Annotated in this window: 18 protein-coding genes; 6 read left to right on the top strand and 12 right to left on the bottom strand. The window is 72.6% G+C overall.

What is annotated here, in order from left to right:
* Positions 1–64: 64 nt before the first annotated feature.
* From ACUKCB_RS01255 to ACUKCB_RS01230, 6 genes are all read right to left on the bottom strand, one after another.
* Entirely contained in the window at positions 65–1720 is a 1656-nt protein-coding gene (locus ACUKCB_RS01255; protein WP_473038617.1) for a glycosyltransferase family 2 protein, read from the bottom strand.
* The gene (locus ACUKCB_RS01250) at positions 1717–3786 is read right to left on the bottom strand and encodes a glycosyltransferase family 2 protein (protein ID WP_473038616.1); all 2070 of its coding nucleotides are present in this window, start codon (positions 3784–3786) and stop codon (positions 1717–1719) included. Before ACUKCB_RS01250 ends, ACUKCB_RS01255 begins: the two co-directional genes overlap by 4 nt.
* Before the next feature lie 228 nt (positions 3787–4014).
* Entirely contained in the window at positions 4015–5673 is a 1659-nt protein-coding gene (locus tag ACUKCB_RS01245) for a glycosyltransferase family 2 protein (protein ID WP_473038615.1), read from the bottom strand.
* Entirely contained in the window at positions 5670–7712 is a 2043-nt protein-coding gene (locus ACUKCB_RS01240; RefSeq protein WP_473038614.1) for a glycosyl transferase family 2, read from the bottom strand. Before ACUKCB_RS01240 ends, ACUKCB_RS01245 begins: the two co-directional genes overlap by 4 nt.
* A 70-nt stretch (positions 7713–7782) precedes the next feature.
* A complete protein-coding gene (locus ACUKCB_RS01235) occupies positions 7783–8817 on the bottom strand; it encodes a class I SAM-dependent methyltransferase (RefSeq protein WP_473038613.1) in 1035 nt (344 codons plus the stop codon).
* 266 nt (positions 8818–9083) lie between these two features.
* A complete protein-coding gene (locus tag ACUKCB_RS01230; protein ID WP_473038612.1) occupies positions 9084–11156 on the bottom strand; it encodes an acyltransferase family protein in 2073 nt (690 codons plus the stop codon).
* Between the two features lie 541 nt (positions 11157–11697).
* Here ACUKCB_RS01230 and ACUKCB_RS01225 point away from each other — a divergent pair.
* Positions 11698–12312: a superoxide dismutase gene (locus ACUKCB_RS01225; protein ID WP_473038611.1), complete on the top strand. Its 615-nt coding sequence runs from the start codon at positions 11698–11700 to the stop codon at positions 12310–12312.
* A 187-nt stretch (positions 12313–12499) separates the two neighbouring features.
* Here the strand turns inward: ACUKCB_RS01225 and ACUKCB_RS01220 are convergent, their stop codons facing one another.
* A complete protein-coding gene (locus ACUKCB_RS01220; protein WP_473038610.1) occupies positions 12500–13975 on the bottom strand; it encodes an aminotransferase-like domain-containing protein in 1476 nt (491 codons plus the stop codon).
* Positions 13976–14095: 120 nt separating this feature from the next.
* On the opposite strand from ACUKCB_RS01220, the gene ACUKCB_RS01215 reads away from it, so the two are divergent.
* A complete protein-coding gene (locus tag ACUKCB_RS01215; protein WP_473038609.1) occupies positions 14096–14584 on the top strand; it encodes a DUF3291 domain-containing protein in 489 nt (162 codons plus the stop codon).
* Positions 14585–14623: 39 nt separating this feature from the next.
* Here ACUKCB_RS01215 and ACUKCB_RS01210 read toward each other — a convergent pair whose 3' ends face one another.
* From ACUKCB_RS01210 to ACUKCB_RS01195, 4 genes are all read right to left on the bottom strand, one after another.
* Positions 14624–15844 (bottom strand): hypothetical protein, encoded by a 1221-nt coding sequence (locus ACUKCB_RS01210; protein ID WP_473038608.1) that lies wholly within the window; start codon positions 15842–15844, stop codon positions 14624–14626.
* Between the two features lie 78 nt (positions 15845–15922).
* A complete protein-coding gene (fabI, locus tag ACUKCB_RS01205) occupies positions 15923–16726 on the bottom strand; it encodes an enoyl-ACP reductase FabI (protein WP_473038607.1) in 804 nt (267 codons plus the stop codon).
* A gap of 136 nt (positions 16727–16862) precedes the next feature.
* Positions 16863–17582 carry a dethiobiotin synthase gene (gene bioD, locus ACUKCB_RS01200; protein ID WP_473038606.1) on the bottom strand — a complete coding sequence of 240 codons (720 nt, stop codon included), beginning with the start codon at positions 17580–17582 and terminating at the stop codon, positions 16863–16865.
* A complete protein-coding gene (locus ACUKCB_RS01195; RefSeq protein WP_473038605.1) occupies positions 17579–18925 on the bottom strand; it encodes an adenosylmethionine--8-amino-7-oxononanoate transaminase in 1347 nt (448 codons plus the stop codon). The genes bioD and ACUKCB_RS01195 overlap by 4 nt, the downstream gene beginning before the upstream one ends.
* Before the next feature lie 245 nt (positions 18926–19170).
* On the opposite strand from ACUKCB_RS01195, the gene ACUKCB_RS01190 reads away from it, so the two are divergent.
* The 3 genes from ACUKCB_RS01190 to ACUKCB_RS01180 all read left to right on the top strand — a co-directional run bounded on the left by ACUKCB_RS01190 (position 19171) and on the right by ACUKCB_RS01180 (position 22492).
* Positions 19171–20397, top strand: a complete 1227-nt coding sequence (locus ACUKCB_RS01190; RefSeq protein ID WP_473038604.1) for an 8-amino-7-oxononanoate synthase — start codon at positions 19171–19173, stop codon at positions 20395–20397.
* 70 nt (positions 20398–20467) lie between these two features.
* Positions 20468–21763 carry an SGNH/GDSL hydrolase family protein gene (locus tag ACUKCB_RS01185; RefSeq protein ID WP_473038603.1) on the top strand — a complete coding sequence of 432 codons (1296 nt, stop codon included), beginning with the start codon at positions 20468–20470 and terminating at the stop codon, positions 21761–21763.
* Positions 21764–21847: 84 nt separating this feature from the next.
* On the top strand, positions 21848–22492 hold the full coding sequence (locus ACUKCB_RS01180; protein WP_473038602.1) for a dihydrofolate reductase family protein: 645 nt from the start codon (positions 21848–21850) through the stop codon (positions 22490–22492).
* A gap of 103 nt (positions 22493–22595) precedes the next feature.
* Here the strand turns inward: ACUKCB_RS01180 and rocD are convergent, their stop codons facing one another.
* Positions 22596–23870: an ornithine--oxo-acid transaminase gene (gene rocD / locus ACUKCB_RS01175; protein WP_473038601.1), complete on the bottom strand. Its 1275-nt coding sequence runs from the start codon at positions 23868–23870 to the stop codon at positions 22596–22598.
* A gap of 374 nt (positions 23871–24244) precedes the next feature.
* Here rocD and ACUKCB_RS01170 point away from each other — a divergent pair, with 374 nt between their 5' ends.
* A complete protein-coding gene (locus ACUKCB_RS01170) occupies positions 24245–25978 on the top strand; it encodes an acyl-CoA synthetase (RefSeq protein WP_473038600.1) in 1734 nt (577 codons plus the stop codon).
* Positions 25979–26109: the final 131 nt, after the last annotated feature.

Here is a 26109-nt window from a genome sequence, read left to right as displayed (position 1 = left end):
GCCCTGCCGGGGGCGGAGCCGTGGCGACTCGGCCCCGCCCCCGGAGTCCCTTCCCGGCCTTTCCTCAGCGGGCCAGCCTGCGCAGCGCCCGTCGGAACAGGTCCGGGGTGAACCAGCGCAGTTTGCGTTCGGCCCGCTCCGCCCGGCGGCGCATACGGTCCCCCCGGGCCTGGGCCTGGGCGAGCTGGGCGCGCAACTGCTCGACGCTCTCGCTCTTCTCTTCCCGGTCCTCCTCCGGCCCCGCGACGATCCCGGTCGCGGGTGCCCAGTGCAGCCCGAAGAGCTCCTCCACCACCCGGTCCAGGTCCCGGCCGACGGCCTCGGGCTCCAGGCGGCGGGCCCGCGCGTAGGCGGCGGTGCGCTCCAACCGGAGCGCCCCCTCCGCGGCCCGGGTGCTCCCCGGCAGAGGCGCACACAGCAGGCCGGCGTGGGTCCGGTTGGCGAGCTGGACCAGCTCGGCCAGCGCGTCCCGGGTCGGGGTCGGCCCCGCGCCCAGGTACAGCCGGAAGGGCACCCACGGGTCCGGTTCCGGGGCCGGTTCGGTGAAGCGGACCCGCGGGTCGCCCCGGAAGGTCTCGCGGACCAGCCGCAGGTCCAGCAACTCCTCCTCGAGCACCGGGCGCCGCTCCCCGGTCAACCGCGACCAGGGGCCGCGCAGCCACAGACGCAGGTCCGGGGTGGAACCGGCCAGCAGGGCCGAGGCGGTGGCGTCGACCTCCTCCAGGGTGCGACCCTCGACGTCCACGACCACCTCCACCTGGGGGACCTCCCACTGGCGGTCGGGGCGTTTGCGGCGCAGGTGGAACTCGGGCACCCGGTTGGAGACGTAGGGCATCCGGAAGCGGGTCCCCGCGTCACGTTGGGTCTGCATCTGGGACCGGCCCAGGTGCCAGCTGCTGGTGTCCAGGTCCGGAACGAACACCGCGCCCTGCTGGGCGAGGCGGTACCCGAACTCGCTGTCGCCGCCCAGGACCATCTCCCCGTCCATCCCGCCGACCTCGTCGTAGAGCTCCCGGTGCAGGGAACCGGTGGCGCCGACGAACACCTTGTAGGCCTCGTGGTGGGCGGAGCGCAGTGCGTCCTTGCGTTTGATGAAGGACTCCACCCAGTGCGGGTCGGCGTCCTCCCGGTCGAAGAGCTGGTCCGCACGGCCCTCGCGCACCTCGGAGAACACGTGTTTGGGGGTCATGGCGTCCGGTTCGAAGTCCACGAACATCTTGTGGCCCATCACCACGACGTAGTCCGCCAGGTGGTGCCAGCGCATCTGGGACTCCACGTGGTCGCCGTACACCAGCATGTCGGCGTCCAGGCGCAGCACCACCCTCCCCGAGGACGCGGCCACCCCGGTGTTGACCGCGTGCGCCGACCCCCAGCCACCGGGGGCGGAGGGGACCAGAAGGGTGTTGTCCGGGCGGACCCGGGGCAGGGTGAGCGGTTCGGGTGAGCCGTCGTCCACCACGACCACCTCCATCAGGTGGCTCGGATAGGTCTGCGCGGCCAACGCGGCCAGGACCAGGTCGAGCTTGTCCTGGTGGCCGTGGGCCGGGATCACCACGCTCACCGACAGGGTCGGCGTCCACTCCCCCAGCGGCGGCGGGTTCAGGGACGAGTAGTCGTTGCGGACGACACGGGGCCGGCCCGCGCCGGGCTCCCCCCTGGCGTGCTGCTGCGTCCCGGCCCGTGCCGCCTCCTGCGCCGGGGCGTTGTCTGAGGTGGTCACCGGTGTCCTCCCGAGTACTCGACGGTCCGGGCGGCCCCCAGCGGTTCGACCGCGCCCTCCAGCAGCGCGCTGGGGCGCCACCCGGACCACTGTTTGGTGTTCCTGCGCAGGAAGTAGCCCAGGTCCGCGGCCCAGGTGTGGCCCTGGCCCGCCCGGCGCAGCAGATACCCCAGGCCGTGGGTGCGGTAGATCCGGCCGCCGTTGCGGCGCACCGCGAAGAGCAGTTGGCTGTCGATCGCCCGCGGCAGTGGCCGGAACCCGCCCACTTCCTCCAGGACCGAGCGGTCGATGACGATGGTGCTGCCGACCACGTCCGGGGAGGGCTTCTCGGACTTGTAGCTCTGCCACACGGTCAGGTCCAGCTCCTCCAGGTAGACCAGGTCCTGGGTGATGCCCACCAGGTCCGCGCCCGAGTAGGTGCGGGCGAGCGCCATGTCGGCGAGGTGGTCGGGGCCGTACCAGTCGTCGTCGTCCCACTTGGCGATGACGGTGCCCGAGGCGCGGTCAGCGGCCTCGTTGAGCACCGCTCCGAAGACCTGGTCGGCGGGCGCCTCGTACACGGTGATCTGCACCCCCGTGGCGGCGAAGGCGCCGATCGCCGACCGCACCTGCGGCAGCGAGGCGGGGAAACCGTGCAGGGCCAGCACCACCTCGAAGCGGACACCCCGTTGGCGGGCGATCTGGGCGAGCGCGAACCCGACCATCTCCGGGCGGCGGGTGCACAGCATCACCGTCATCCGGGGTTCGGGCGGCACCGGGATCCCGGCGCGGGCCGCGAGTTCCCGCCAACGGGCGATCTGGCCGTGGGTGCGCAGAGCGGCGCGGCGCAGCCGGACGCTGTGTTCCTCGCGGGTGAGCGGGTCGCGCAGGTCCGCCGCCGACACCGAGACGAGCAGGGAGGCGAGTTCCGTGCCCAGACCCGACGCCCAGGCGGGGACGGAACCGCTGACCAGGGGGACGCCCCCGGCGGCCAGCGAGGCCACGGACCGTACCGCGGCGGCGGGTCCGCTGTGCCCGGACCAGTCCACGCGGATCCCGCGCAGGTAGCGGGTGTGGCCGATGTCGAGATCGGTGACGGTGCCGTCGTCCGGGACGGCGAACAGGACCTTCTGCCCCTCCCGCACCACGGCTTTCCCGCCTCGGACGGTGAGGTCCCCCATGGGACCGCCGGCCTTCTTGGTGAAACCGCAGGGGTTGACGGCGCGTTCGTCGATGGGCGCGATGGTGGTGACGGGGTCGGGTTCGCTGACCCTGGCCGGGGGGCGGCCGGTCTCCGAGGCCCCGGGGCGCGCGCCCGGAACGGACACCGCCGGGGCGTCGTCCGAGGTCAGGGACTCCCAGGAACCGGAGCCGGTGGTGGCCGCGTCCAGGTGAGCCACGGCCGGGTCCTGCCACTCGGGCAGCCCGCTGCCGTCATCGACCCGTAGGACCAGGTCGGCGACGGGGGTGACCCGGCGCAACGGGATGGGGCCGGTGGCGGAGACCCCGGTGGCGGAGACGTCGCCGGACCGCCAGAGGGCCCCCTCCCGGCCGTGGACGGCTCCCAGGGGTACGCTCCTGGGCCCGCGTCTGCGCCCCCCGGTACCGCTGAGCACGTGGTCGAGGGCGGCCGCGGTCTCGACCGAGTTGGGGAAGTACAGCTCGCACAACCACCCGCGTTGGCCGACCCGGCGGACCCTCAGCTCCTGGAGTCCGTGCCACTCGTCGATCCCGGGCGGAGCCGGGACCAGCGGCCCCTGGTTGCCGGGGGTGTCGGCAACCGCCACGACCAGGTGCACGGCGGGAGGCAGGAGAGTGGCGGTGGTCAGGCAGCGGCGCAGGTCGGTGAGGCTGGCGGCGACCACCACGAGCAGACCGACCGCCTCCGGCTCGCCCTCGCCGCCCACACCCGACACCTCCACCGGGTCGCCGAGGCGGTGGGTGTCCAGGTCGAGCAGCCGGTCGGTCGGCCGCAGCCGGAACCCGGAGAGTTCCCTGCGGGTGGTCCGGTGGTCCCCCGTGTGGCACAGGATGGCGGGCTCGTCACCGCGGGTGCGCAGGGCCTGGCGGACGACGGAGGTGATCATCGGGCGACCTCGGTGTGTTGGCTGAGCGGGACGGGCGCACGTGGGGGCGGGCCACTCTCAGAGCCCAGCGTAGCCAACTCGATTACACTCGGTGATTTCCTGTGCTGGGCGTGTCGGGAGCGGGCGTTCTCCTGCGCGCCCGACACGCCGGCACGGAACGTATCACCGACCGGGTCCGACGGGGGGTGGTCGCCAGTGCAGCCCGCCCGAACCGGTACGACGTCCTCCTCAGCGGGCCAGGCGGCGCAGCACTCTGCGGGTCAGGCCGGGGGTGAACCAGCGCAGTTTGCGTTCGGCCCGCTGGGCCCGTGCGCGGAGGCGGTCAGCCTCGCCCAGGGCTCGGTCCAGACGCTTCTGGAGCACCTCGGGTTTCTCCGGGGGCGCGGACTCGGCCTCCGGGTCGGTCACGAACCTCTCCCCCGGAATCCAGTGGGTCCCGTGGGTCTCCTCGACGACCCGGTCCAGTTCCGCGCCGGTGACCTCGGGCTCCAGGTGGCGGGCCCGGGCGTAGGCGGCGGTGCGCTCCAGCCTCAGGACACCGTCCCCCCGGGTGGCGCCGGGCAGCGGCGCGCACAGCAGTCCCGCGCCCTCGCGGTCGATCTCCTTGACGAGGTCGCGAACGGCGTCGGGGGCCGGGACGGTTCCTCCGGCGACGGTCAGCCGGAAGGGCACCCGGGGATCGCGGTCGGGTTCGGCCTCGGCGAACCGTACCCGCTGGTCGCCGCGGAAGGTCTCGTGCACCAGGCGCGAGTCGAGGAGGGCCTCGTCGAGCGGGGACCGGCGCTCCCCGTCCAGCCGGGACCAGGGGCCCAGCAGCCACAGACGCAGGTCCGGGGTGGAACCGGCCAGCAGGGCCGAGGCGGTGGCGTCGACCTCCTCCAGGGTGCGGCCCACGGTGTCCAGAACGACGTCCGCCAGGGGGACCTCCCACTGGCGGTCGGGGCGTTTGCGGCGCAGGTGGAAGTCGGGCACCCGGTTGGAGACGTAGGGGAGGCGGTAGCGGGTCCCCGCTTCGCGACGGGTCTGCATCTGGGACCGGCCCAGGTGCCAGCTGCTGGTGTCCAGGTCCGGAACGAACACCGCGCCCTGCTGGGCGACCCGGTAGGCGAACTCGGTGTCGCCGCCCAGGATCAGGTCGGCGTCCAGGCCCCCGGCGGCGTCGAAGAGGCTGCGGTGCAGGGATCCGGTGGCCCCGATGAACACCTTGTAGGACAGCCGTCCGGCGGTGCGCAGCCGGTCGTGCTGGTTGATGAGGCGTTCCACCCAGTGCGGGTCGGCGCTCTCCCGGTCGAAGAGCTGGTCCGCGCGACCCGCCGCAACCTCCTCGTGCACGTGTTCGGGGGTCATGGCGTCCGGGCCGAAGTCCACGAACATCTTGTGGCCCAGGGCGACCCCGTAGTCCACCAGGTGGTGCCAGCGCATCTGGGACTCCACGTGCTCGCGGTAGACGAGCATGTCGGCGTCCAGGCGCAGCACCACCTGGCCGGAGGAGGCGGCCACCCCGGTGTTGACCGCGTGCGCCGACCCCCAGCCACCGGGGGCGGAGGGCAGGATCCGGGTGTTGCCCGGGCGGACCCGGGGCAGGGTGAGCGGTTCGGGTGAACCGTCGTCCACCACGACCACCTCCATCAGGTGCGCGGGGTAGCTCTGCCCGGCCAGGGAGGCCAGGACCAGGTCGAGCTTGTCCTGGTGGCCGTGGGCCGGGATCACCACGCTCACCGACAGGGTCGGCGTCCACTCCCCCAGCGGCGGCGGAGCCAACGGCGCGTAGTCGTTGCGGCGCAGCCTGGGCTGGGCGCCGAAGTCCACCTCGCCGGAGGGCAGCGGGTCCCCCGGGGTGAGGATCCGCCCGGAGGCGGGGACGGTGTGTTCTTCGGTACTGGTCAAGGGTGTCCCCCCGTGTGCTGTGTGGCGCCGACCGGCTGTTCCTGGGCGGTTCCGGTCCCCAGTGGGGCGGGTTCGCCCTCCAGGAGGGAGCTGGGACGCCAGCCGGACCACTGTCGGGCGTAGTTGTGCAGGAAGTAGGCCATGTCCTCGGACCAGGTGTGTCCGCCGCCGGTGCGGCGCAGCACGTAGCCCAGTCCGTGGGTGCGATGGACGCGGCCGCCGCCGCGGGCGACGGCGATGAGCAGCTGGGTGTCGATGGCGCGCGGCAGCGGCCGGAACCCTCCGGTCTCCTCCAGGACCACGCGGTCGGTGAGGATCGTGCCCCCGGCGATGAAGCGGGTGGTGGTCTCCGACTCGCGACTGCGCCACACGGTCAGGTCCACTTCCTGGAGGAAGACGAAGTCCTGGCCGGTGCCGACCAGTTCGGCCCCGGAGTAGGTCCGGGCCAGGACGAGGTCGCTGAGGTGTTCCGGGCCGTACCAGTCGTCGTCGTCCCACTTGGCGATCAGGTCTCCGCCGGCGCGGGCGACGGAGTCGTTGAGCACCGACCCGAAGATCCGGTCGGCGGGCGCCTCGTGCACGGTGATGGGCAGACCGGTGGCCCGGTAGGCGTCGATGGCGGCCCGTACCCGGGGCAGCGAGGCGGGGAAGCCGTGCAGGGTGAGGACGGTCTCCAGGTCGACGCCGCGCTGGCGGGCGATCTGGGCGAGTGCGAACCCGACCATCTCGGGGCGGCGGGTGCACAGGATGACCGAGATCCGGGGCCCGGCCGGGACGGGCACGCCCGCCTCGGCCGCCAGGGCGCGCCAGCGGGAGCGCAGGCCGTGAGTGCGCAGGGCGGCTCGGCGCAACCGGACGCTGTGTTCCTCGCGGGCGAGCCGGTCGGACAGGTCGGCCTCGGCGGCGTTGGCCAGGAGTTCGGTGAGCGGTCGCCCCAGACCCGCGGCCCAGCCGGGGACGGGGTCGCTGACCAGGGGCACCCCGCCGGCGGCCAGCGAGGCCACGGCCCGCACCGCGGCGTGGGGGCCGCTGTGCCCGGACCAGTCGACCCGGACCCCGCGGAGGTGGCGCAGGTGGGCGAGGTCGACGTCGGTGACGGTCCCGTCCGGGGCCACCGTCACCAGGTCCTTCCTCCCCTCCCTGATGACGGCGCGGTCACCGTGCAGGGTGAGCTCGCCGAGGGGGCCGTTCTCGGCCTTGGCGAAACCGGTCGGGTTGACGGTGGTCTCGTCGACGGGCGCGATCCGTTGGACGGGGTCGGTGCTCGTGTGCACCTCGCGGACGGTGCCGGCGGTGCCCGCCGCGCGGGTGTAGCCGTCCGGTCCGGTGAGGCCGTCCCAGGAGTCGGTACCGGTGCTCGTCCGGTCCAGGGCGGGCACCGCCTCGTCGGTCCAGGCGGGCGGAGCCCCGTGGTCGTGCAGCCGCAGCACGATGTCGGCCACCGGGGTGACCCGGCGCAGCGGGACCGGCCCCTGGGCGGCCACCCCGTGGGCGCCCGTGTCTCCGGGGCGCCACAGGGCCGCCTCGGTTCCGTTCAGGGCGGCCAGGGGTGCCAGGGCGGGGCCACGGCGGCGCCCCCGGGTTCCGTGCAGGACCGCGTCCAGCACCGGGGCGGTCTCGATGGCGTTGGGGAAGAAGAGCTCGCACACCCAACCCCGGCGGTCCACCCGACGGACCCGCAGTTCCTGCAGGTCGCGCCACTGTCCCATCCCGGGGCCGACCGGGACCGGCGGCTCCTGGTGGCCCGGGGTGGCGACCAGGGCCGCCACCACGTGCACGGCCCGGGGCAGGTGGACGGCCGCGGTGAGGACCCGGTTGAGGTCGGTGGTGGTGGCCGCGACCACCGCCACCAGGCCGGCGACCCGGTCGTCGTCGAACACGGGCTGACCCGGCGGTTGGGCGTCGAGGTCCAGGAGCAGGTCTCCCGGGGCCGTGGGCAGCCCGGCCAGGTCGGCCCGGGTTTCGGCGCCGGTGTGGCAGAGCACCGCCGGTTCGCCGCCGCGGGCGCGCAGGGCATGCCGAAGGACGGTGGTGATCATCGGTGGGCCTTCACTGTCGGTGGCGGCTGGGGCGGCCGCCGGGACGGGTTCGGGTCGGGGCGGATCGGGGTCAGTGGTTCCGGCGGGTGAACACGTGGGCGCCCTTCTCGGCGGGCTCCTCGGTGCGGTAGAGGGAGTGTTCGGCGACCCAGCGGTCACCGAGCGCGCGCTCGTCCGGTCGGTCCGCGTCGTCGAGGACGACCACGGCGTCGGCGGTGCAGTACGGCAGGAGGGCGGGGACCGCCGGGTGGCGGGCCTGTTCCCCGGTGGCCTGGGGCGGGCCGTCGACGAACAGCAGGCCGATGCCGTCCAGGTCGCTCAGGCGGGAGAGGTCGTACCACAGGGGTGCGGATTCGCCGGGGCCGTCGGGGGCGGGGCCGAGGAGTTCGGCCCTGACCTCGGTGAGCGGGGCGTGCCGGACCTCGACGATGTCGTCGAGGCCGTGCGCGGCGACCAGGTCCCGACTGATTTCGGCGTACCGGGCCTCGTGCTCGATCGCGACGAGCCTGCCGCTGCCGGCACGGCGCAGCGCGTAGCCGATCCACACGCTGGAGGCCCCGCTGCCGCACTCCACCACCAGCTCGGGGTGGTGCCGGTCGATCAGCCGGACCAGCAGGCGCAGGACGTCCGGGGAGGCGGCCCAGCCGCGCAGGGGCGGCATGAACGGGGCCACGTCCAGGTGTGCGCGCAGTTCGGCCCAGGCGACCTGCTGTTCGTAGTCGTGGCGGCCCTGTACGGTGACGGCGTTCCGGATCTCCCGGCCGACCTTGGGCAGGGCGTGGTCCTGGAGGCTGCTGAGGCGGTCGCGGACACCGCCGAGGGAGCGGGTGATCTCCAGGCGGTCCTGGCCGAGCACCTCGGTGACACGGTGGGTGTGCCCGCTGACGCTGGTCTCCAGGGCGCGCACGGAACGGTTGAGCAGCCACAGCCCCGCGCCGAGAGCGCACACCAGCCCGCCGAGCAGGAGCAGGGCGGTGACGATCACGGCCTCCGCCCAGCTCAGCACGGCCAGCGCACCCAAAGCCGTGGGGACGGCGAGCAGGACGAGGCCGAGAAGGGCACCGATCGCCAGAAGCGGCCGGGCTCTGCGGCGGAGTGTGCGCACGGGGGCCTCCACGGGGGTGACGTGGCAGTGGATTCAGGGGGATGCCCGGGCGTTTTGTGAAAACCCCGGGCGCTTTCGACACTAACTCCTCAAAGCAGGCACCGGACCTTTCACCGGGGAAATCAAAACCCGCGTGGGCATCAATTCCCCCGGCGTTCACCGACACATCACCGAGGCGTCATTCACGGTGGCCACTTCCCCCGTTTCCGGTGAATTCCCCGCCCGCCCCCGGTCACCTGGCGGACCGGTTCACCGACCGGGACGGTTCACCAACCGGTGGCATCGATCAGGGCCTCCTCCATCACCGGGGCGAGGGTTTCGGCATAGGTGGCGGTGATGTGCGAGTGGTCCCAGAACACCAGGATGTTGCCGACCACCGCGTCGCAGGAGCCGCTGGGGCACACGTGTGCGGTGAGGTCCATGAGGGAGACGTTGGGCGGCAGATTGACCAGGGTCGCGGGGTCCACGTCCCGCTGGCTGGCCGAGGCCGGAGAGGTGCACTGGTCGTCCGGGCCCGACGCCACGCACTCGGCGCCCTGGTAGGGCAGCCGGGGCAGGTCGCGCAGGCCGATCACTTCGATGCCCAGTGCGTCGAGCCGCCGCCAGACCTCCAGGTAACCGTCGTGGACGGTCTCCTTGCTGAGGGTGGCCCGAGTGGAGGAGGTCAGGACCGCGTCGGGGCGCAACTCCTCGATCTCGGCCATCGCATCGGCCTTCCAGGACTCGCACGCCTGGTCGACCGCACCGTCCCGGTAGGCGGTCTCGGTGCTGAACAGGCAGCCGCTCTTGGTGAAGGAGACCAGGCGCCACCCCCGGGCCTCGGCCGCCGCCTCGACGGCCGGGTACCAGTGGGCCATGCGTGAGGCGCCGACGAGGACGAGCGTGTGCTCGGCCCCGTCCGGCCCGGTGTCGCAGACGACCAGTTCGGCGGTGGTGAGGGCGACGTGGCAGCCCTGCTCGTGGTGGCTGGACAGGTCCTCCCTCGCGTAGGCCGGATCCGGGCGCACCGGGACGTCTGGCAGGAGCGGAAGGATGGCGGGGTCGACAGCCACCTGGGCTCCCGGGTAGCGCTCGGGCATGACGACCTCCTGGGCGCTTTCGGTCCGCTCCCGCTCGATGCCTCCGGTCCACACCAGCGATGCGGCCAGGACCGGGGTGATCAGCGCGGCCGCGATGCCCGACGACCACCCGGGGCCGCGGCGGCGGGCCTGCCGGGTGAAGCGGTCCAGGCCGCCCTCGATCAGGCGGTGGGTCAACCAGGCCAGGGACAGGGAGAGTCCCAGGACCCCCAGTCCGCCCAGCGGGGTTGCCAGGGACCGGCCGGTGGCCTCCAGGTAGCAGACCAGGACCGGCCAGTGCCACAGGTACAGGGGGTAGGAGAGCTTGCCGAGGGCGGTCAGGGGCTTCCAGGTGAGCAGCCGGTCCACGCCGTGGCGGCTGCCCGTGGTCCCGGCCAGGACCACCAGGGTCGCGGCGAGAGTGGGCCACAGGGCGATGTACCCGGGGAAGAGCGTGGAGACCGAGACGAGCAACCCACAGGAGACCAGGGCCGCCAGCCCGAGCCAGCCCAGGAGGACCCGCAACCGGACGGGCAGGTGTACGCGGTGGATGACCAGGGCCAGGATCGCGCCCAGGGCCAGCTCCCACAGGCGGGCACCGGTGTCGAAGTAGGCCCAGGCCTGGTCCCGGACGGTGATCGACACCGAGTAACCCAGGGACAGGACGAACACGGCCGTGACCGCGGCCAGGACCGCCATGCGCAGGGGTATCCGGGCCCGGGAGGCCACGAACGCCGCCAGCGCGACCAGCACCGGCCACAGCAGGTAGAACTGCCCCTGTACGGACAGGGACCAGAAGTGCTGCACCGGGCTGACCGCAGCCTCCCGGGCCAGGTAGTCCACCGCGTTGCGGGCCAGGAGCCAGTTCTCGTGGTAGAGCGCGGCGGCACGCACCTCGTCGAGGATGTCCGGCCAGCGCGGGCGGGGCAGCCACAGGTACGTGGCGGCCATCGTCGCGACCAGGACCACGGCGACGGGGGGTACCAGGCGCCGAGCCAACCGGGTCCAGAACGCGACGAAGCGGACACGGCCCTCGCGCTCGACACCGCGGACCAGTGAACCGGTGATGAGGAAGCCGGTGAGCATCAGGAAGACGTCGACACCGCCGGAGACCCGGCCGAGCCAGATGTGGTAGACGGCCACGAGGAGGACGGCGACGGCGCGCAACCCCTCGATCTCGGGCCGAAAACCCCCTCCGACGCCCTTCGCGCGCACGGTGTCGGGAACGGAGGGGGTACTGGGGGCCTCGGTGCTGGGAGGCCGGAAAGATGAGATGTGCATGAGCGGCGACGGCCTCGGAGAACTAGGGATACTTTTCACCGAACGAGGCTTTTGGACGGGTTCCATAACTCGAATTCGGCGCTGCATTATCGCTGACCCCGATGCCCGGTCAGTGAATGGCGGACCAACACCCGAGAAACACCTCCCGGCGCCCCTGGAGCGTTGGCGTGTGGTCCTGCCAAACCAGGGCGTGTTCGGCGAGCACACCCTAGGACCGCCGACCGGGAACTCCTCGGACGCGGCACCGCTCGGGAGGTTCAGTACGAAGCTGGACGATTGGGCGACCCGACGGGCGGGAAGGGACCGGAGGGGCCGGGGCGCCACGGGGATGGAGCACGACCACGGCGGTGAGCGCCGCAGGGTGTTCGGCTCGCGCCGCAGGGCCGGCCCCCGCCGACGGGCCGCGGACCGTTTATTCCCGGACCGGGATGTAAAGAGCCTGACATCGGGTCTGTGCCCGCTTGGCTGATAGCTTGCTGCCTAGAGCGATCCCATCGCTGGTAAGCCCGACGAATCGCGTCATTGGAAAGGTGCGTCAGAGATGTCTGCGCCATATTCGCTTCCTGAACTGCCCTACGACTACGCGGCCCTGGAGCCGTGGATCTCCGGTCAGATCATGGAGCTGCACCACGACAAGCACCACGCCACCTACGTCGCCGGTGCCAACAGTGCGCTGGAGAAGCTGGCGGAGGCCCGCGAGGCCGACGACTTCGGCACCGTGCCCATGCTCCAGAAGAACCTCGCGTTCCACCTGGGCGGCCACGTCAACCACTCCGTCTTCTGGAAGAACCTCTCCCCGGACGGTGGCGACAAGCCCGAGGGCGAGCTGGGCGCCGCCATCGACGACCAGTTCGGCTCCTTCGACGCCTTCCGCGCGCACTTCAACGCCGCGGCGACCAGCATCCAGGGTTCCGGCTGGGCGATCCTGGCCTGGGACGCCCTGGGTCAGCGTCTGATCATCGAGCAGCTGTACGACCAGCAGGCCAACATCGCCATCGGCACGCAGCCGCTGCTCATGCTGGACATGTGGGAGCACGCCTTCTACCTCCAGTACAAGAACGTCAAGGGCGAGTACGTCAAGGCGTTCTGGAACGTGGTCAACTGGGCCGACGTCCAGGAGCGCTTCGCCGAGGCCCGCAAGGTCCAGCTCGGCTAGCCTCTCCGGTTCTCCCGGATCGGCCGGAACCCCTGGGTCCCGACCGCCCCGGCGGGCCGGGAACGGCGGAGGGCGGCACCACGCGCGTGGTGCCGCCCTCCTCTTGTCTCCGTCCCCGCCTCGGTGATCTTGCTACCAGGGGCGATCTCGGCGCCGAAGTTGCCCCTGGTAGCAAGATCACGGCTGTTCAGACCACCAGCGCGTCCGGGTGGCTCTCCACCGGGCCGTACCGGTCGAGTTCGCGCCAGGCACGGGCCAGCCGCCACACCAGCTCCTCACGCGTCTCGCGGTCGTAGGCGAACGGCAGCCGGAAGTACTCGTCGTGGAGACCGCCCTCGGAGGCGGACATCACGGGACCGGGCACCAGTTCCACGTCGTGGCAGAGCGCGACCTGGGCGAAGGCGCGGGCGTTGACCCCGGGCAGGTGCACCCACAGGGCGGCGCCGCCGTCGGGGGCCTCCCACCGCCAGTCGGGCAGATCTCGGCGCAGCAGGGAGCCCATGTGCGCCAGCGCCTCGCGGAGCTCCTCCGAACGCTGGTGGGCGAGCTGGCCGTAGCGGTCGAGCAGGCGCACGGCGACCGCCTGGTCCAGTAGGGGGCTGGCCAGGTCGGCGAGGACCTTGCGGCGGCTGAGCCGGAGCGCCATCTCGGCGGGGGCGCGCAACCAGCCGACGCGGAGCCCCGCCCACCCCACCTTGGACAGCGAGTCGACGCTGATGACCTCGGCTCCGCGCGGGGCGTAGGCGGCAAGCGGGGCGGGCTCGTCGGCGGCCCGGATCCCGGTGTAGGCACTGTCCTCCAGGATCGGCACCCCGTGCCGGGCCGACAGCTCCCCCAGCTCCCGGCGGCGGGCCACGGACATCAGGGTGCCGGTCGGGTTGTGGTACGAGGGCATCACGTAGAGCAGGTGGGGCGCGTGGCCGGCGAAGGCCCGGCGCACCCCGTTGGCGTCGATCCCCTGGGCGTCCATGGGGACCGGGTGGATCTGGGCGCCCCGGTCGCGCATGAGGTCCAGGCATCCGGCGAAGCTCGGGTCCTCCGACACCACGGGGGAACCCTTGCGCAGGTAGAGCTGGGCGACCAGGGCGACGGCCTGGTGGGCGCCGGTGGTGACCACGATCTGGTCGGGGTGGGTGGGCAGGCCCTGGCGTTCGTAATGGCGTGAGATCGCCTCGCGCAGGGCGGGCAGCCCGCGCGGATAGTAGGTGCCCTCGGCCATGAGGGCGGGCAGGTCCTCGGCCACGACCTCGCGAATGGCCTGCTCGACCCCGGCGAGGGCGGGGGTGCGCAGGCACGACACGGGAATGACGTTCTCGTCGGCGCGCAGGAGGTTGCTGTACATGGGGTTGCCGTTGCCGGCCGCGGCCCACCCATCGGCGCGCACCGGGGCCCTGGTGCTGCAGACCCGGGTACCGCTGCCCTGGCGGCTCTCCAGGACGTCCTCGTCACGCAGGTGGTCGTAGGCGGAGACGACGGTGGTGCGGCTGATCCGCAGTGCGACGGCCAGGTTCCGCTCGGAGGGCAGGCGCTCCCCCGGGACGAGGGAGCCCTGCTCGACCAGGCCGCGCAGGGACGCGGCCAACCTCCGGTAGAGGGCGCCGGTCCCGGCGGACCAGTTCCCGAGAAGATCCACGAGCTCGTCGGTACGTCGAACAAGGTCCATTTTCGGCTCCATTGGCTCTATTCGCACTCCGCCTGACTCCCGATACTGGCATCAGACCAACAGAGACCACCAGAGCCAAAGTGGACTCTTTAACAAGGTCCACTTGAACCGGGAGTTCCGATGCGTTCCCTGCTTTCCCAGCCCACCGCCGATCACCTCAGCGCACGCACGAAGGCGGCCAGGATCCGTTGCTCCTTGGCTGAGCCGACCCTCCCCGCCCACTGGACGGTCCTGGTGGAGGCCCGCACGGTCACCGGTGAGCGCCACCATCTTCAAGCCCTCGTCGGCGCGCTGCGGGAACAGGCCAAGGACCATTTGGGGCACCTGGGAGAAGTCCACTTCTTCGATCAGGGGGACCGCGTGCGCGTGGTGAGCCTGTGGCGCTCCCCCGCTGACCTGCGCTCCTTCGTGGAGGAGACCCATCGGGAGGTCCTCGCCTACCGTGCGGCGGCCGGCGGTTTCCCCACCGTGGAACGGGCCCTGTGGTGGACCACGGCGGGGACCGGGATCCCCGCGGCGGAGGCCGAGGAACGCGCCGAACAGCTGCGGGCCCACGGTCCCGGCCCGCGGGCCTTCACCCTGGGCTCCCCGGTCCCCGCCCCCGCCTGAGGACCCGGGTCCCACACGGCCGGATCCTGGCCGGCGCATTCAGGGAGCGGTTCCGGGAGGGTGGAACCGCTCTGCCCCCGCGGGGCCCTCTGCGGGGTCCTCACCCAGCACGGTCAGGACGGCGTCCAGGGCACGGGCGTCGATCTGGCGCCCCACCCACCGGGCGCGGCGGACCAGGAACTCCAGTTCATCCGACTCCGGGGGGCGCAGTTCCCGCCTGGTACGGCGTCCGGCCCATTCCCGTCCCACCTCGGTGAGGCGGAGGGCGTAGGACTCCAGGACCTGGATCCGGACCTCCAGCGGGTCGACGAGGGCGATGTCCCACCAGGGCGCCTCCGGGGTGTCCCCCTCCCTGGCCCCGAGTTCCCGGGCCACCGCCCACTCGGTCCGGGCCACGAGGTCCCGGCTGAGGTCACGGTCCACCAGGGCCTCACGGACCAGCGGGGAACGCAGGATCTCGTCGGAGGCGCGCTGGGTCCGGCCCAGGGTCCAACGGCCGGAGTCCCCCAGGTCCGCCGGTTCGACGTAACGCCCCGGGTGGCGGTCGATGACCTGTTGGGGGCCGGCGAGGCGTCCGGCCAGCTCGCGCTCACGTCTGCGGCGGGCGAACAGGGCGCCGCCCGGCGCCCGGGAGGCCTGGCCGCGCGATCGGCGCAGCAGCAGCGCACGCTGTTCCAGGGCCAGGCGCAACCGGCGGGCCTGACCCGCGGGCAGCTCCGCGTCCACCACGGGCCGAAGGGACTCGGAGGCGCCGATCATCGGCGGTGCCTCGCCGAACTCGGCCTCCTCCAGCGCGTCTGCGGCCTCCGGCCGCCTCCCTCCGAGCACGGCCCTTCTACGGCGCCCGAACGCCTCGAAGCGCCTCCTCACCCTTGTGCGCCGGGTCGGCGGAGGGCCCTCGGAACGCGGTCCGGGGTGTTTGGCCGCCAGAGCCCTGATGCGGTGTCCGCCGTACGCGGTGGCCCCGGGCGCCTCCGTCCCGGAACGATCCGGGACGGGCTCCTCGATGCCGACCAGTTCGAGGGGCCCGCCGAGTCTGCGGCACACCTCATCGCCGAGCGGGGTGAGACGTGCCCCGTGCGGCCGCTGCCGGACGACCAGGCCGCGTTTCCTGAGCGCGACGTACACCGGCTCGGGCACCTCGACCGACAGCCGGAGCCCGCCGGAACCGTCGTCCACCGCCTGCCGCAGCGCCTCGCACAGGGTCTCGGAGAGTTTCAGCGTGCGACCGTCGTCCAGGGTGATGCTGACCGTGCCCAACGCCTCCGAACCTCCGTATCCGCACGCCCCGGCACAATGCCTACCCCTGAAGGGCCGGAGGACACCTCGGCCCCGGGGTCAGGCCCCGGAGGCGTCCTCCGGTGCGGCTGGGGCGAGGGGGGCGCCCATCGCGTGGTAACCGCCGTCCACGTGCATGACCGTGCCCGTGATGGCGCGGGCGGCGGGCGACATCAGGAACAGGGCGGGGCCCGCCACGACCGTGGTGTCCTTGGTGTCCCAACCCAGCGGCGAGTTGTCCGCCCAGGAGTCGGCGATCTGCGAGAAGCCCGGGATGGAGCCGCCCGCGAGGGACTTGATCGGGCCGGCGGAGATCGTGTTCACCCGGATGCCCTGCGGGCCCAGGTCACGGGCGAGATAGCGGGCGGAGTTCTCCAGGACGGCCTTGGCCGAGCCCATCCAGTCGTAGACCGGCCAGGCGACGCTGGCGTCGAAGGTCAGCGAGACCACACCGGCACCCTCGGGGGCCTTGGCGAGCAGGTCGCGCATACCGACGGCCAGGGCGGCCAGCGAGTAGCCGGAGATGTGGATCGCCTTGGCCACGTCCTCCCAGTCGGTGTTGAGGAAGTTGCCGCCCAGGGCGGACTCGGGCGCGTAGGCGATGGCGTGCAGCAGGCCGTCCACGTGGTCCCAGTACTCGCCGACCGCCTCGGCGGTGGCGGTGATCTGCTCGGGGTCGGTGACGTCCATGGGCAGGACGGCCACTGGCTCCTTGGGCAGCCGCTTGGCGATGCGCTCGCAGATGGAGAAGGCACGGCCGGGCGGGTTGGTCAGGATCACCTCGTGCCCCTGGAGCATGGCTTCCTCCGCGATCGCGTAGGCGATGGAGGACTGCGTGGTGATGCCGGTGATGAGCAGGTTCAAGGGGTCCCCTGGAAGGCGGTGTTGTGGCTGGCAGTGGCAACGTATCGGCGCGCGGTGGGGCACGTCTGCCGTGGAACGGCACAAAGAATCGGGCCCGGGCTTTGAAGGGGTCCGCCAGTGGGCGGGCCGTGGGTGTTCAGACCGCGTCCCCGCCCGGCCCCGGCCACGCCCCGCCGAACTCGGCTCCCAGCCCCCGGCGCGCCGCGGCGGTGAACTCCTCCGGGGCCAGGGCGCCCATGCCCTCGGGCAGGACGCCCACGAGCGGCCCCGCGCCCATGCCGGGCAGGTCGGTGAGGTTGCAGCGCATCGCCAGGTCCGGCTGCTGCGGGGCCTGCGGCCAGGATCCGACCAGGACCCCGGCGGGGGCGAGACCGCGCGAACGCAGCGCCTCGGTGGTCAGGGCGGTGGCGTTGAGGGTGCCCAGCCGGGGGTCGGCGACCACCAGCACCGGGGCGGCCAACAGGACGGCCGCGTCGGCCAGGGTCTCCCCCGCCGCGTTCAACCGGACCAGCAGCCCGCCGGCTCCCTCCACCAGCACCAGGTCGTGTTCGCCGGCCAGGTCGCGCGCGAGGTCCGCGACCTGCCGCGCTTCGGGTCCGTCCAGGCCGACCCGGGCGGCGGCCCGGGCCGGGGCGAGGGGTTCGGGGTAGCGGGCGGTCTCGGCGGTGGTCACCCCGGGGACCAGGCGCGCCACGGTCTGCGCGTCGCCCTCCTCCCCCGGCCCCACCCCGGTCTGGGCGGCCTTGAGCACCGCCACCCGCCGTCCCTGGGCCGCGGCCAGCGCGGCGACGGCGGCCGTGGCCACGGTCTTGCCCACCTCGGTGCCGGTCCCGGTCACCACGAGCACCCGGGTCACTGCTGCCCCTCCACGTTCTCGTCGGCCGCCAACGTGGCAGCGGCCGCGGCGACCATCCCCTCCGCGATGGTCGCGATCTGCTGCTCGGAGCACACGTAGGGCGGCATCGCGTACACGTGCTCGCGGAACGGCCGCAGCCACGCCCCGGCCGCCACCGCCGCCCGAGTGGCCTCGCGCATACGCACCGGCCGGTCCAGCTCGATCACCCCGATCGCGCCGAGCACGCGCACCTCCCGCACGCCCGGCAGGCTCTCCGCGGGGGCCAGGCCCCGACGCAGCCCCGACTCGATCCTGGCCACGTCGCCCCGCCAGTCGCCCCCGGCGAGCAGCTCCACCGACGCCAGGGCTGTTGCGCAGGCCAGCGGGTTGCCCATGAAGGTGGGGCCGTGCGCGAGCACCGGGACCTCTCCCCCGGCGATCCCCCGTGCCACCCGGGAGGTGCACAGGGTGGCGGCCAGCGTCATGTACCCGCCGGTCAGCGCCTTGCCCACGCACAGGACGTCGGGAACGACCCCGGCGTGGTCGGCGGCGAACATCTCCCCGGTCCGGCCGAACCCGGTGGCGATCTCGTCGAAGACCAGCAGTAGCCCGTACACGTCCGCGATCCTGCGCAGCTCCCTGAGATACCCGGGGTGGTGGAAGCGCATCCCGCCCGCGCCCTGGACGACGGGCTCGACGATGATCGCGGCCAGCTCTCCGGCGTGTTCCCGGGCCAGCGCCTCGAACTCCGCCAGGTAGTCGGGGTCGGGCCCGGTGCCGAACCCGGCGGGCGGTGCGGGCGCGTACACCTGGCCGGGCAGGACGTCCCCCCACAGCGAGTGCATGCCGCCGTCGGGGTCGCACACGCTCATGGCGTGGAAGGTGTCGCCGTGGTAGCCGCCCCGCCAGGTGAGGAACCGGCGGCGTTCGGCGTTGCCGGTGGACCGGTGGTACTGGAGGCACATCTTCATGGCGACCTCCACCGACACCGAGCCGGAGTCGGCGAGGAAGACGTGCTCCAGTCCGTCGGGGGTGATCCCGACCAGGGCCCGGGCCAGCTCGGCGGCGGGTGCGTGGGTCAGCCCGCCGAACATCACGTGGCTGAACCGGCCCACCTGGGCGTGCACGGCGGCGTCGAGTTCGGGGTGGCGGTAGCCGTGGATCGCGGACCACCACGAGGCCATGCCGTCGATCACCCGGTGGTGTTCGCCGTCCGCCCACAGAGTCAGGTGGACGCCTTCTGCGCCGGTGACCACATAGGGGGTCTCAGCTGCGGGAACGGTCGTGTAGGGGTGCCACAGGTGCGCGCTGTCGGCGGCCCGGACACGGTCGGGGCTGGCCGTCGCTGTGCTGATTCGGGACATGGTGCCCCATTGTTCCCCGCGCGCGGGGACTGGCGCCCCGTACGAGTGAGCCAGGAATCCCCGCCGATTCTTTGTGGGCTTCCACTGGTGACTGAGGGCCTGCCGAACGGCAGAGTCGTATACGCCTCCCTGGCACTCAAGGGACGGGTCGCCCCAGCGGGCTTGGCCGCCGCTGGGTCGACCCGCCAGGGACCTCCCCGCAGGACTGGACCCGCACCGTCGAGCCCCGAGGAGCTCTCACCCGCATGGAACACCTCGACACCGCCCCCCGCCCCTGGCCGCTGCGCGCGGCGCGGACGGGGCCGCTACCGGCCGACCACCCCCTGGCGTGGTTGGACGAGGCCGCCGAACGCCGGTCCCGGGCCGGGCTGACCCGCCGCACCGTCCCCAGGCCGCCCTCCGAGGGGCTGTTGGACCTGGCGGGCAACGACTACCTCGGGCTCATGCGCGATCCCCGGGTGGTGGCGGCCGCCGCCGAGGCCGCCCACACCTGGGGCGCGGGCGCCGGAGGTTCCCGGCTGGTCACCGGTGACACGGAACTGCACGGTGAGCTGGAGCGCGAGCTGGCCGCCTTCCACGGTGCGGAGGCCGCCCTGGTGTTCTCCTCGGGGTACACCGCCAATCTGGCGATGGTGACCGCGCTGGGCGCCCCGACCGCCGGCGAGACGGAACCTCCCCTGGTGGTGTGCGACCAGTACAACCACGCCTCCCTCATCGACGCCACCCGGCTGGCCAAGGCGGCCGGCGCCCGGGTCACGGTGTTCCCGCACGGCGACGCCGACCGGGCGGCCGAGCTGCTGTCCGGGGGCGCCGGCCGGCGCCTGCTGCTCAGCGACACCGTGTTCTCGGTCGACGGCGACCTCACCGACATCCCCTCCCTGGCGGAGGTCGCGCGCTCCCACCGGGCGGCACTGCTGTTGGACGACGCCCACGGGCTCGGGGTGGTGGGCCCGGGCGGGCGCGGTGCCGCGGGTGCGGAGCTGGGCGGGGCCGACGACGTGGTGGTGTCGGTGACCCTGTCCAAGTCGTTGGGCGCCCAGGGCGGTGCGGTCCTGGGCTCCCGCCGGGTGATCCGGCACCTGGTGGAGACGGCGCGCACGTTCGTGTTCGACACCGGGTTGGCTCCGGCGGCCGCGGGGGCGGCGCTGGCGGCGCTGCGTGTCCTGCGCGCCGAACCGGAGCGGGCCGAGGTGGTGCGGTCCCGCGCCCGCGAACTGTCCGAGGGGCTCCGTGCCCGGGGGCTGTCGGCCAGCGCCCCGGACGCCGCGGTGGTGTCGGTACTGGCCCCCTCCCCGGAGGCTGCGGTGGACTGGCGTGCGGCCTGTCTGGCGGACGGGGTCCGGGTGGGCTGTTTCCGCCCGCCGTCGGTCCCGGACGGCCGTTCCCGGCTGCGCCTGACCGCCCGCGCCACCCTGGACAACACCGATATCCGCCGTGTTCTCGACGTCATCACGACAAACCGCCCCGGGTAGTCTGACGGATGGATCTGGGCGTGTGTACACGCGCCCGCACGCCCGCAGACCCGGGAGGCGGTAGGAGACCGTGTCAGCGCGTGATGGTGACCCCCAGGACCCTCAGGAGCCCCACGAGCCCGAGGAGATCCCGGACGACACCCCCGTGGGCGGCGGAGGTGGAGCCGAGGCGACGGGCAAGGGTTCTCCCAGGCGGCGCCGTCGGGCCAGGATCACCCTGGCCGTCGCCTCGGTTCTCGTCCTGACCATGGTGGCCGTCCTGGCCGTGCCCGCCACCCGCAACGGTCTGGTCGACCTGTGGTGCGACGTCACCGGCGGGGTGTGCCCCGGTGAGCCGCTGCCTCCGATCGCCGAGGACGAGGAAGAGGACTGGCGGGTCCGGATGGAGCCGGAGGAGGCCGCCCTGTGGGGTAACTACGTGGCCCTGGGCGACTCCTACTCCTCGGGTGACGGCGCCGGGGAGTACGAGGAGGGCACCGCGGAGCCGGGCGAGTGCTGGCGTTCGGAGCACGCCTACCCCAAGGTCGTCGAGCGCGAGTTCTCCTTCGAGGGCGACCTGGGCTTCTATGCCTGCAGCAGCCACAAGGGTTCGGACATGCTCAGCCAGATCGGCACCCCCGAGTCCCAGATCGAGCGCGTCACCGAACACACCTCCCTGGTGACCGTCGGCATCGGCGGCAACGATCTCGGTTTCATCCCCGTCCTGCGTACCTGCATCGTGCGGATGCCGCTCCTGGAGCGGACCGGCTGCACGGACCAGGAGGACGAGATCACCGAGAAGATGGAGTCCTTCGACGAGACCCTCACCGAGGTGCTCACGGAGATCCGCGACCGTGCCCCGGACGCCCGCGTGCTCGTTCTCGGCTACCCGCGGCTGTTCCCCGAGGAGCCGCCCGGGATGTACTACACGCTCTCGGTGAGCGACCAGCTGTGGTTGAACTCGGTCGCCGAGCGGTTCAACGACCGGATCAGGGACACCGTCTACCGGGTGGACGGCGACGTGTACGGTTCCCGCCAGGTCGGCAGCGTGGAGTTCGTCAACGTCTTCACCGCGCTCACCGGCTACGAGGTCAGCGAGGAGGAAGCCTGGCTGAACGGGATCGTCCTCGGACAGCTGGGCGAGGGGCTGCGTGTGGACCGGGCGAGCTTCCACCCGACCGCCGAGGGGCAGCGCTCCGTGGCCGAACGCGTGCGGCTCCAGATCGAGGAGGGTCCCGAGAGGGTGCTGTACACGTCCCGGGAAACCCTGGAGGGCGCCAGCTCCGAGGTGCTCAGCAGCGAACTCGGTGGACCGCTGGACCCCGCCAACGGCGAACCCGAGGAGGACACCGAAGCCACCGAGGGCGCTGCCGACTCCGACTCCTAGGACACACGCCCTGCTGCGGCGATGAGTTCTCCGGCCCCGGCGAGTCATACCTACATGCCATCGCCCAATGCACAGGAGGAACACGTGACTCAGATGCTGAGGGTCCAGAACTTCACCGTCTCCAGCGACGGGATCGGCGCCGGCGAGGCGCAGAGCCGCGAAAGACCGTTCGGCCATGTCGATCCGGGGAGGTTGTTCTCCTGGGCGGGGGCCACGGCGAGCTGGCCGGGCCGCACCGACCCGGGAGGCAGCCGGGGCCTCGACGACTACTTCACACGGGACTTCACACACAACGTCGGTGCCGAGATCATGGGCCGCAACAAGTTCGGCCCCCAGCGCGGCCCCTGGAAGGACCACGAGTGGCTCGGCTGGTGGGGTGACGAGCCCCCGTTCCACACGCCGGTCTTCGTCATGACCCACCACGATCGCCCGTCGTTCACGCTCTCCGACACCACGTTCCACTTCGTCGGCGGCGACCCGGCCGCCGTCCTCGAGCAGGCACGGGATGCGGCGCGGGGCAAGGACGTCCGGCTCGGCGGCGGGGTCACCACCATCCGGCAGTTCCTCGACGCCGACCTCGTCGACACCCTGCACGTGGCGGTCTCACCGGTGAAGCTCGGATCCGGGCTGCGGCTCTGGGAGTCACCCGACGAACTGCTCGACCGCTTCCACCTGGAGGTCGTGCCCAGCCCGAGCGGTGTGGCGCACCACCTCTTCTGGCGGAGGTGACACGCGGGGTCGGCACGGGGCCCGCCCGGATCGGATCCGGGCGGGCCCCGCAGTCTCAGCTATCCCCTGCGTCCCGTACGTTCCCTTCGTACGGTGGTACGCGCTACCGCTTCTCGGCCTTCAGTTCGGCGATGACCTCGGCGAAGCGGTCCAGCCCCCAGTTGAGGTCCTCCTCGCTGACGACCAGCGGCGGGGACATCCGCACGGTCGAACCGTGGGTGTCCTTGACCAGCACCCCGTGCTCGGCGAGGCGCCTGCACAACTCCTTGCCCGAGGCCAGTTCGGGGTCGACGTCCACACCGGCCCACAGGCCGATACTGCGTGCCGACACCACTCCGTCACCGACGAACCCGTCCAACCTGCGGCGGAGCACCTCACCCAGTTTCCGGGCGTTCTCCAGGTAGGGGCCCTCGGTCAGCATCCGGACGACCGTGCTGCCCACCGCCCCGGCGAGCGGGTTGCCGCCGAAGGTACTGCCGTGCTGGCCGGGCTGGATGACACCGAGGACGTCCTCGTCGGCCACCATCGCCGACACCGGAAGGATGCCGCCGCCCAGCGCCTTGCCGAACAGGTAGGCGTCCGGAACGACACCTGTGTGCTCACAGGCCCGGATGGTGCCCGTGCGGCCCAGGCCCGACTGCACCTCGTCGGCGATGAACAGCACCTGGTTGTCGTCGCAGATCTCCCGGACCCGGGGCAGGTAGTCCTCGGGCGGCACGATCACGCCGGCCTCGCCCTGGACCGGTTCGATGAGCACCGCCACCGTGGTGTGGTCGACGGCCTCCTCGATGGCCTTCGCGTCCCCGTAGGCCACCGAGCGGAACCCCGGAGTGTAGGGACCGAAGCCGGTCTTCGCCTCGGGGTCCGAGGAGAAGGAGATGATCGTGGTGGTGCGCCCGTGGAAGTTGGCGCCCGCCACGACGATGGTCGCCTGGTTCTCCGGAACGCCCTTGACCTCGTAGCCCCACTTTCGGGCCACCTTGATGCCGGTCTCCACCGCCTCGGCGCCGGTGTTCATCGGCAGGACCTTCTGCTTGTCGACCATGTCGGCGAGGGCGCTCACCCAGGGGCCGAACCGGTCGTTGTAGAAGGCCCGGCTGGTCAGTGTCACCCGGTCGAGCTGGGCGTGCGCGGTCGCCAAAAGGTCGGGGTTGTGGTGGCCGAAGTTCATGGCCGAGTACCCGGCCAGGCAGTCGAGGTACCGCTTTCCCTCCACGTCGGTCACCCAGGCGCCACGGCCTTCGGCGATCACGACGGGCAGGGGTGAGTAGTTGTGTGCGGACCTCGCCTGGGCGAGTTCGATGTGGTCCGCGCTGGAGAGTCCCTGTCCGCCGGAGTTTCCGACGGAGTCCTGCTGTCCCAGGTTCTGGGTGGTCATCTAGCCGCTCCGATCACCATTGACCGATGTCAGACAGTAGATACCCACCGTGGAGCCCGGTAGAGCCCCGGCGGCGGGATCCCCAAGAGTTGAGCAGATGATCCGGTGAGCACACAAGGGGTGGCGCATCTCACCGTTCTACGGCCGGGCCCGAAACCTGCGCGCCTCGTGAGCCCGCACCCGCCCTGAGCGGGGGCTGCCCGGCCCTGCCTTCGGAAAGGGTGACGGGGGACGGTTACGCAGGTGACGCGGTCCACAGCCCCCACCGCGATCGGGCCGTCCGCCGAGGGGTACGTTCGCTCCTACCAGTCACAGCCGCCTCGAGTGTCCTCACCGGGGACGGCCGCCCGCGATCGTCAGGGAGGTCACCAGACGTGCCCCATCACGCGTCCCCGGACAGCCCCTTCTCCCTCTCCGGCCTCATGGCCGCGGTGGCCGACGCCGTTCCGGACCGGATCGCCCTGGTCGCCGGGCCCCGGCGGCTTACCTACCGAGCCCTGGACGAGCGTTCCACACGCCTGGCGCGGCACCTGGTCGCGGCCGGGGTACGCCCCGGCGAGAACGTGGCGATCCTGTCCTTCAACCGGGCGGAGTGGGTCGAGTCGTTCCTGGGCGTGCTGCGCGCGGGCGCGGTTCCGGTGAACGTGAACTACCGGTACGTGGCGGGCGAGCTGCGGCACGTGCTCTCGGACTCGCACGCGGTCGCCCTGATCGCCGAGGACTCCCTGGCCGCGACGGTGACGGCGATCCTGCCCGACCTCCCCCGACTCCGGCACGTGCTGCTGTTGGAAGACGGCTCGGTGCGTGACGCGTCGTTGGCGGGCGTGGACTACGAGGAGGCGCTCGCCGCCCAGGAGAGCTCCGCCGGCCAGAGCACGGGCGACACCGACAGCACCGGCATCGTGGGCGGCTCCGGCGACACCGACGGCGCCGGCGGTCCGGGCGCAGCGCCACTCCCGGCGACCAGCGGCGAGGACCACTACCTGCTCTACACCGGCGGCACCACCGGCTACCCCAAGGGGGTGCTGTGGCGCCAGGCGGACATCTTCCGTGCCGCCGTGGAGCGGCGCTCCCCGGGCACCCCGCGTGCCCGGACCCCGAAGGACGTGGCCGACCGCGCCGCCCGCTGCTTCCCGCAGCGGATGCTGGTGCTGGGCCCGCTGATGCACGCGGCCGGCCAGTGGAACGCGTTGAGCATGCTGCTGTGCGGCAAGCGCGTGGTGCTGTCCACGGACCGCAGCTTCTGCCCGGACCGGGTGCTGGAGCTGGCCCACCGGGAGGGTGTGCACACCGTGCAGCTGGTGGGTGACGCGATGGCCCGTCCGCTGGCCAGGCACCTGCTGACCGAACCCTCCCTGTGCCCCGACCTCACCTCGGTGCGTTCCGGCGGCACTCCGCTGACGCCTGCTGTGCGCGGGCTGTGGCGGGCGTGGCGCGAGGACGTCGCCCTGGCCGACGCCTACGGGGGATCGGAGACGGGCGTGTGCGGTTCGGCGACCGCCCCCGACGCGGAGGAGACCGTCACCTCTCCGGACCGGCGCAGTTTCACCATGGGCGGCAGCATCGCGGTGCTCGACGGGTCGCTGCGCCCGCTGGCCCCGGGTTCGGCCGAGGTCGGCCGCATCGCGCGAACCGGCCGGATCCCGCTGGGCTACTACAACGATCCGATCGCCACCGCCCGCACCTTCCCCACGGACGGGCAGGGGCGGCGCTGGGCTCTGTCGGGCGACTACGGCACCCGGGCCGCGGACGGTTCGATCGTGCTGCTGGGGCGGGGCAGCGTCGTCATCAACACCGCGGGGGAGAAGGTCTACCCCGAGGAGGTGGAGGCCGTGCTGAAGGCACACCCGTCGGTGGACGACGTGATCGTGGTGCCCGCACCGGACGAGACGCTCGGCCAGCGGGTGACGGCGCTGGTGTCGCTGGCCCCCGGGGCCTCCCTGCACGAGGACGCGCTGCGTGCGCACTGCCGGGTCCGGCTGGCCGGGTTCAAGGTGCCCCGGACCGTGCACTTCGTGGACCGGGTGCGGCGCACCGCCGTGGGCAAGCAGGACTACCGGTGGGCCGCGTCGGTGGCAGGCGAGGGGACCGCGGCGCTCACCCTGTGATCCCACGGCGCCCGCTCCGGGCGCCGATGCCCTCACCCCGTGTTCCGGTGCCTCTGCCGGCGAAGCCCCGTCTCCTCCTTCCCTGACGGGCTCCGCTTTTCGGCCTCGGAGGCGACGCATACAACCCCAGC

Source organism: Nocardiopsis moroccensis, from assembly GCF_055763695.1.
Note: the sequence above shows the minus strand (reverse complement) of the source record. Positions and strands in the feature narration are given on the sequence as shown.

Coding starts and splice junctions, on each gene's coding strand:
- ACUKCB_RS01240 (WP_473038614.1), bottom strand. CDS start 7,712: ATGATCACCACCGTCCTTCGGCATGCCCTGCGCGCCCGCGGCGGCGAA.
- ACUKCB_RS01250 (WP_473038616.1), bottom strand. CDS start 3,786: ATGATCACCTCCGTCGTCCGCCAGGCCCTGCGCACCCGCGGTGACGAG.
- ACUKCB_RS01195 (WP_473038605.1), bottom strand. CDS start 18,925: ATGTCCCGAATCAGCACAGCGACGGCCAGCCCCGACCGTGTCCGGGCC.
- ACUKCB_RS01190 (WP_473038604.1), top strand. CDS start 19,171: ATGGAACACCTCGACACCGCCCCCCGCCCCTGGCCGCTGCGCGCGGCG.
- ACUKCB_RS01220 (WP_473038610.1), bottom strand. CDS start 13,975: ATGGACCTTGTTCGACGTACCGACGAGCTCGTGGATCTTCTCGGGAAC.
- ACUKCB_RS01230 (WP_473038612.1), bottom strand. CDS start 11,156: ATGCACATCTCATCTTTCCGGCCTCCCAGCACCGAGGCCCCCAGTACC.
- ACUKCB_RS01225 (WP_473038611.1), top strand. CDS start 11,698: ATGTCTGCGCCATATTCGCTTCCTGAACTGCCCTACGACTACGCGGCC.
- rocD (WP_473038601.1), bottom strand. CDS start 23,870: ATGACCACCCAGAACCTGGGACAGCAGGACTCCGTCGGAAACTCCGGC.
- ACUKCB_RS01215 (WP_473038609.1), top strand. CDS start 14,096: ATGCGTTCCCTGCTTTCCCAGCCCACCGCCGATCACCTCAGCGCACGC.